Raw genomic sequence first — 7,143 nt, 5'->3', positions numbered from 1 at the left:
CCTGAGTCAGCTGCCGGTAATGCGTAGTCATCTGCGCTTGAATCCTTCGGTGTGAGAGCCTGGATTCTACCGGTGGCTGGCTCTCTGCCTCTCGTTTCAAGCGTTGCGCTTATTCTATGAATTCAGGCGTTCTTACCTGCTCATCCGGAAAGGATGTTTTCTGATGAATGGGTAGATTGGTTCAGTTTGTGTGATAGACCGCGTAATTACAGCTACGAAGAGCTTCAGGAGGTAGTTAGATCGTACGCATGTACGACGATTAAAGAATACCGGGAGTTATGGGGGAGTCTTAAAGATCCAAGAATTCCTAGCAGCCCTGAAGAGGTTTATCCGCAATGGAAGAGCTGGCACGTATTTTTGGATAAACCCTACCCATACACTTTGGAGTACATTCAAGGTTGCGGGATAGGATGGATCCCCAGTATCCAACTATTTTTAAAGAAACAGAAGAATGGAGGGGGGAAGGAAACGAGTATCTGCCGTTTCATCCGACATTTCATCGAACCTAGTGGTGTGGATAAAACGCCTCGGGAGTTTTTGACCAGGAAAGGTTTGGACATCAAGCCGTTCAAGATGCTGATGGATAAACAAGTCAACAGTTCGGTCGCTCGAGCTCTATTGTTGACAGTCAATTCCTACTTGAATGAGGTGTTGAGAAATGATCTCACTATTGAAGACGAGGAAACTGGTGAGTTGATACGGTTAGATGGAGCGAACAACCCATTTGCAACCATGGAATACGACAGTAACGGAAAGCCAAGGCCTAGCGAAACAACAAAGCCTGCGCTAGCATTCCAATATGTTGATTCGATGAAGAAGTGGATGGTTCCTGAAAGTGCTACTAGCTTTTCCGATTTAATACAGTTGCATCAGTTTGATTCGGATTACCTTGAAGTAGATGAAAGTCTCATAGATCGTTCAGATCCTGATTGTGTATTCAAAACAAAAGATGAAAAATATCTATTGTGGTGCCCGGTCTACTGGATGCTTGCCTATTCCCTTGCTTCAGTTCCTGCGCGAGGACGCCAGATCGCCTACAATGATTCTGGTGAGTCGGACGAGTATATTGTTGATATTAAGGATAAAAAGGTCGTTTGGGTTAAAAATGTAGGTTTTTTAGCTCAGCGTAAAAATCAACAGGCATTTATAAAACGCTGTGAAGATAATGCTTGGGGGATGCATTTTACCTCGAATAAAACTAGCTACGGCGGGCAGGGCTACGATGTGCCTTGGGCTCCGGAGAAGCTTATTTACTGGATGATTCGACTTCGTAAATGGCAAAATAAATACAATCCTATTAAACGTGTTATGCCATGGTCAGAGTGCACTCGGACAAATTTAAACGAGGCACAGCTTAAACGGAAGGGTGCCAACTGTTTTCTATTCAGGGCATTTAATGAGGAACAGCCTGGTTCGTTTACATCGCAGCTTTCAGAGCGTCTGGCTGCGGCGCTCTATTTTTCACAGCCTAGAAATCTTACTTTGGCGAGCTTTCGTAAAGGGGGTAGCCACAGCGCTTTATCCCGTTATGAGTCCGTGTACACCCCGCACAGCATGCGTGTCAGCCTGATCACTGCTTACGTCATGGAGTTCGGTCTTCCAATTGAAGTGATTATGAAGCTGGCCGGACACGCGTCGGTCGTCATGAGTATTTACTACGTCAAGGTCGGAGCCGCATTCCTCCGTCGTCGAATGGATGAGGGAGAAAAGCTGGCGCTAAGGGATGGGGCTTACGTAGCTCAGGAGATGCTTGAGCAAAATCGGCTTAATGAGTTAATGCATGAGTTAGTCGCTAACAATGAGCAGGCGTTACAGGTACTTAAGGCCGGAAACGTTGGCAGTACATTGGTTCGCGACTACGGACTGTGTCCGTATGGTGCAGCACGCTGCGATGATGGTGGCTCCCGTGTGGGCAAGACGCTAGTTTGGAATGCGGTGCCGGCGGGGTTTCTTGGAATGCAAAACTGCCTTCGTTGCCGGCACTTCATCACGGGTCCGATGTTCCTTGGGGGGATGCTTGCGCTGTGGAATGCAATCTCCCTCGAACTCAATCTCCTAGCAAAGCATTATTTGGACTTCGAAACGGAGATCGATGATTGCATTGATAAAATTCAGGAGATGGATGAGCTTGAATACGACCTAGAACAAACTGGAGGAATTTTTGATTCTAAAGAGCGTAACCGCACCGAACTAGAGATCAGGAAACTTCAGTCTGAAAAGGAAAGCCTTGCCAAAAAAATGGACATGTTTTTTTGTGATTTGCAGATGCTGACTAAACAGATCAACGAATGCAAAAAAATTATTGCTTTGCCGGAAGGTAAGGATGAAAGCAAAGTTCAGCTCGTTGTTCAGGAGCAGAATGAAATAAAAGTCGAAATTGAGCAAACTTCTCTGTTTCAGCAATTGAATGAAGTGTGTATGAACGCAAGTATTTTTCAGTCGGTCTCTGCAGCTTCAGCGACACCTCGTCGATCACAGATGATTGATCGCGTGGCATTATTCAACAAGATTCGACCAGCTATGTGCTGCCTGAGTGAAAAAGAACAGTTGGCTGTGGGGAACCAGGTAACAAAGTTCCTGCTGCAACGATTGAAAACTTGGGAGCGTGTCGATCAGCTAATTGACTGCCATATCCTCCTTGAGGATTTGGGCGACGACGAACGAATTTCGAAAGAAGAGATCTCCGAGCTTTTGTCCTCGAAGCCACCCCAATTACTTAATTTGAAGGAGTTGATGGTATGACGCCCGATGAAATGCTGGCACATTTGAAGGAACATGCACCCAGACAACGAGTGACGCTTGATGCGGTTTTTGCTGTGTGCCAAGAACAGATTGAACGAGGTGTCGCTGATTTCTCTTTCGCCACCATCGCGCGTATGGGAACTGGACGAGGCGTTCCAAAGGTACAAAGCATTCGGAACAAGACTGGTGAGAACTACCGGATGCTGATCAAGTGTTTCGAGGGGAGCATAGGAGCACGCAAGCGTTTGCCCAAGCAAAAGGCCGCTGATGCCTGGGTTGACGATATTGCAGACCCGAGATTGCGACTTATGGTCAACATCACTCTCTCCAAGTTGGCGGAAGCAGAGCGCCTCAATAGAGAGCTCATACCACCGGGGACAGAGATCCGAATTGATGACCGAGTCGGAAGTCAGACGGAGTACAGACTTACGCCTGTAGAGCGTCGTGCAATTGAGTATCTGATATCTGAAGATTTCTTCATAACATGGCAACTCAAACCAAGTAGTAAAGGAGCAGTTGTCGATGAGCAAGGGAAAACTGTGTTCAAGCCAGGGACGTTGGATGCGCTCACGAAAATCCTAAATTACCTCTGACATCGGTAACACACGCTGCAAGCAAAGCCTCCCAATGGGGAAGCTTTGAGATCGTCACTGTGAGAAGCGTTACCTGCTCTCGGGCGAGGGTAAGCACAGGGCGGTTTATCTAAGTCCTCTACTTGAGGCTCTCGAGTTCGCTATGAATCCTGGCTAAAAGCTGATTTGAGTCCTCTGGTCCCATGTTGCTGTAGACCGCCGCAAGAAGCGTCAGGGGATGAATGCCTAGATTTTTTGCGATAGCAGCCATTTTGGGCAGCGTCGGAGTTTTCTGGCCATTTTCGAGTTCGCTGATGTATCCCTGATTCATGCCAACAGCAATTTGGGGAAGCCCTTTGGCGCGACGTATAGATTTTACGGTAAATCCGAACGATTCTTTGAGATCCATTTGCTGGCCCGCAAAAGGCACGATAAAGCCTTGCCGCGGGATAAAGAGCTATACGCTATAGCGATATTTGCATTTTTCACCGATTAAATAGTTCTTTCTGTGCGGATCGTTGTTCAGCGTACCCAAAAAGGAGAGAGCATCTGAAGGGACCTGTCCTCATGCTGTGTGTCGGGGGTACCCGGAGAATGCTGCTTTAGGTGGCGTGTGGAGTACAAAACTCGAGAATGCTTTTTCCTTCGAAGATCCAGGTCTCCGAGCTTGTAGCTGGCAATCGATGTCCGATACAGAACAGCGCTTTGGTCGTTGTCCACCCCAGTAAACGCCACAATGCTTTCAAGCTCTTCTAAAGCCCAGGCGCTGCGTCCGCTTATGGAAGGGGGACACATCATGTGGACGTGCCTGACCACAACATCCTTGGCTGTTAGAAGATAGTGCCGTAGCTCATACGCACACTCAACCATGGCAGCGCGATTCCGTTGACCGGTTCTAGCCGATGTGATCGTAGCAATGAAACAAAGTCCCTCTATTTCGCAATGAGTCCACGTTCTTGTCTCTTTTTGCTTGGGGTCAAAAAGGATTATCACTAAGCGCTCCGATGTCGTGCCCCAAGAGGAGCCCATTGGCTAAAGGGAAAAAAACTATATGCTATAGCAATATTTTGAGTGTCGCATTCCCATTGGTCGCCGGCCATCCATGTCGTTGATCGGCTACCTATCTTCCGTTTTTTGAGGTTGTAATGAGACGGGAGTGGCGTGTTTGAGGCTCCAGCCAGAGGTCATGATGAAAGGACGACGTAAGGTCATAAGCCATAAATCGTCGTTGCAGGGTCAGTTCGAAGCCGAAGCCGAAGCCGGGCGCACGCTGGTCAAGAGATCAAAAAAAAACGCCCACAGATTTCTCGATGCTGCTTTGGTATTTGGCGGTAGTTTTGAGCCGAGTGGGTGTCTAGCTGGTGGCTCGTGTAAGCCACACGTTGAGGGCCAAAGAATTACGCCGACCAAATCCGATGTGACAGAACATTCAGTGCGATAGCCAAACCTCTCAGCGCCACTCACTGAGACCATTGAAATCGTAATTCATGCAGGTCAATGGACGATTGCCGAGTGAGTGACGATTGACGAAGCACGAGGAAAGTATGGCAAAGCCAGCGTGGATCAGCGCGATCCATTCGTTCAGCTCGCGCAGCGGGCGGCGATCCACATCGGCGGGTTAGGCTTCTGGATCGGCTTTGGCACGCTGGTGGATGTCGGGAATTTCCAGATGTCGCCATCGTGGGCGTAATCGCCTTGCCACAAGGCGCGCACCACCGGAACCATCTCGCGCAGTGCTTGACCGCCGGAGGAAGCGGGCATGCCGCCGGCCATGCGGTCGAATTCAACTTGATACGCGCCACGGGCCAGACCTACTTTTATGCGACCGTTACTGATTACGTCCAGTAGTACGCATTCGCCGGCGACCCGCAGCAGGTGCCAGAACGGCGCAATGATGGTGCCGGCGCCGAGGTGAATGGTGGTGGTCTTGGCGGCCAGGTAGGCCAACAGCGGCATCGGTATTCCCATGGCGTGGTGTTCGCCGATCCAGAAGGTGCCGAAACCGCCGGCCTCGGCCCTTACCTCGAATCTTTTATTGCCGGCCTGTCGATCGGAGTCGGCTGGCTGATGATTGAAGTATCGAAGTTCGCAATATGCGCAGAATATTTTCTGGATCAGGCGAGCACGGGCAGGGCGGCTTTCTTTGAATTACGTAAACCAACTTCACACAACAATCAGTCTTGCTGGAAATATTCAGCCTGGTTATATGGATTGTGATGGGATTCAGCATAAGCTCGTTCAATAAACAAATACCAGTCTTGTACACTGTTATTTTTATCTAACTCCATAAATTCTAGACATAACCTGAGGCGATTTGTGGCGACCCACGCTTCTAGGCATGAATGGGGCTCAACGGTGACAACTAAATTTGGGAGCATCGTTAACTCCTTAGGTTGAAGTTGAAAGCTTTATTTTCTTGGCGTGAGTATGTAGCACGGAAAGATTTCTGGAAATTTTATACAGGTGGCCGATAATTTTCTTCTAAAAAAACAATCGGCCATGTATCTATAGATTCAGTCAGAAGGGATATTTACGAGGACTGGATTGAATACTGACCCAATGATCAGTGGTGAACTCGTTGATCGCCCATTCTCCGTTAAACCTACCGAGCCCTGAGTTCTTTTCACCACCAAAAGGAACGTGTGGCTCGTCATTAATGGGAATATCGTTTACGTGACTCATACCGGCGCTTATCTGACGGGCGAACGCGACACCGAGCTCTAAGTTGGATGTGAATACAGAGCTAGAAAGACCAAATTCACTAAGATTTGCAAGAGTTAATGCGTGTTCACGATCATCCGCGCGCTGAATGCCAACAAGTGGGCCAAATATTTCCTCTTTCGCAATGTCCATATCCGCGGTTACATCTGCAAACACGTGGGGGGGGACCAACTGTCCCTCGACCTGACTGGATACGATTACTCGCGCGCCTTGTTCTTCTGCTCTCGCGATTTTTCTCTCGAGTGCTTCGCGTTGGCGCGAATTAATAATTGGACCAATCACGGTATCAGAATTGTTGGGGTCACCGACTTTAAGCCCCCTCACTCGCTGTGCAAACAGATCAATAAAGGACTCGTAAACGGGTGCCTCCACGATAATCCTATTAATCGCCATGCACACCTGCCCTTGATGGAAGAATTTCCCCATAACCGCAGCGTTTACTGCTAACTCTAAATCAGCATCCGCTAAATTTACTGCTAACTCTAAATCAGCATCCGCTAAAACTACAAATGGACTGTTGCCGCCGAGCTCAAGTGCAACGTGCTTTAGATATTGTCCGCAGGCCAAGCGTCCAATGTTTAAGCCGATAGGGGTAGAACCTGTGAAAGAAATAAATTTGGGAACAGGGTGTTCGACGAATGCATCGCCTATTTCACTGCCCGCGCCCACGACGACACTTAACACTCCCGCAGGCAATCCCGCTTCCTCAAATATTCGTGCCAACAATAACCCCCCGCAAATTGGAGTATCACTAGCGGGTTTGATCACGACTGAGTTTCCTAGCGCGAGCGCTGGTGCTACCGAGCGTTGAGTGAGGTGTAGGGGGAAATTCCAGGGGCTAATAACTCCAATAACACCCAAGGGCTCACGATAGATCCGATTTTCCTTGCCTGCCACGTTGGACTGCATGATGCGTCCATGTACACGAGTTGGGAAGGACGCAGACTCGAGTGTTATTGCTCTCGCAGCACTCCATTCAACCCTGAATTCAACACATAAGTGCAACGCTCACCCCTGTATGCACTTCGTACGGCGTCTTCCAGCCCAAGCGCTTGCGCGGGCGTAGATTGATCCTCGCTACTGTCCGATTGACGGCTTCGACGGTCAG

At 48.8% G+C, this 7,143-nt stretch carries 4 protein-coding genes and 3 pseudogenes; 3 read left to right on the top strand and 4 right to left on the bottom strand.

Annotation, left to right across the window (positions count from 1 at the left end):
• The first annotated feature begins 153 nt into the window (after positions 1-153).
• Positions 154-2,742, top strand: a complete 2,589-nt coding sequence (gene gmtZ / locus G7020_RS23370; RefSeq protein ID WP_181087198.1) for a gamma-mobile-trio integrase GmtZ — start codon at positions 154-156, stop codon at positions 2,740-2,742.
• Complete coding sequence (gene gmtX / locus G7020_RS23365) at positions 2,739-3,335, top strand: gamma-mobile-trio protein GmtX (protein WP_110996483.1); 597 nt, start codon at positions 2,739-2,741, stop codon at positions 3,333-3,335. Before gmtZ ends, gmtX begins: the two co-directional genes overlap by 4 nt.
• Positions 3,336-3,453: 118 nt before the next feature.
• On the opposite strand, the gene G7020_RS23360 is transcribed toward gmtX, so the two are convergent.
• Positions 3,454-3,723: a helix-turn-helix domain-containing protein gene (locus G7020_RS23360; protein ID WP_110996484.1), complete on the bottom strand. Its 270-nt coding sequence runs from the start codon at positions 3,721-3,723 to the stop codon at positions 3,454-3,456.
• A 1,184-nt stretch (positions 3,724-4,907) separates the two neighbouring features.
• Positions 4,908-5,330, bottom strand: a pseudogene (locus G7020_RS23355) (LLM class flavin-dependent oxidoreductase); the annotation flags it as partial.
• Between G7020_RS23355 and G7020_RS23350 the strand changes: the two are divergent.
• On the top strand, positions 5,286-5,531 hold the full coding sequence (locus G7020_RS23350; RefSeq protein ID WP_157966896.1) for a hypothetical protein: 246 nt from the start codon (positions 5,286-5,288) through the stop codon (positions 5,529-5,531). The pseudogene G7020_RS23355 and the gene G7020_RS23350 overlap by 45 nt on opposite strands.
• Before the next feature lie 300 nt (positions 5,532-5,831).
• On the opposite strand, the pseudogene G7020_RS23345 reads toward G7020_RS23350, so the two are convergent.
• A pseudogene (locus G7020_RS23345) lies at positions 5,832-7,019 on the bottom strand (aldehyde dehydrogenase family protein); the annotation flags it as partial.
• A 4-nt stretch (positions 7,020-7,023) separates the two neighbouring features.
• Positions 7,024-7,143 (bottom strand): annotated as a pseudogene (locus G7020_RS23340) (IS30 family transposase); the annotation flags it as partial.

Source organism: Stutzerimonas stutzeri (assembly GCF_013522825.1).
Lineage (GTDB): Bacteria > Pseudomonadota > Gammaproteobacteria > Pseudomonadales > Pseudomonadaceae > Stutzerimonas > Stutzerimonas stutzeri_AK.
This window is presented reverse-complemented; position numbering and strand designations above follow the sequence as displayed.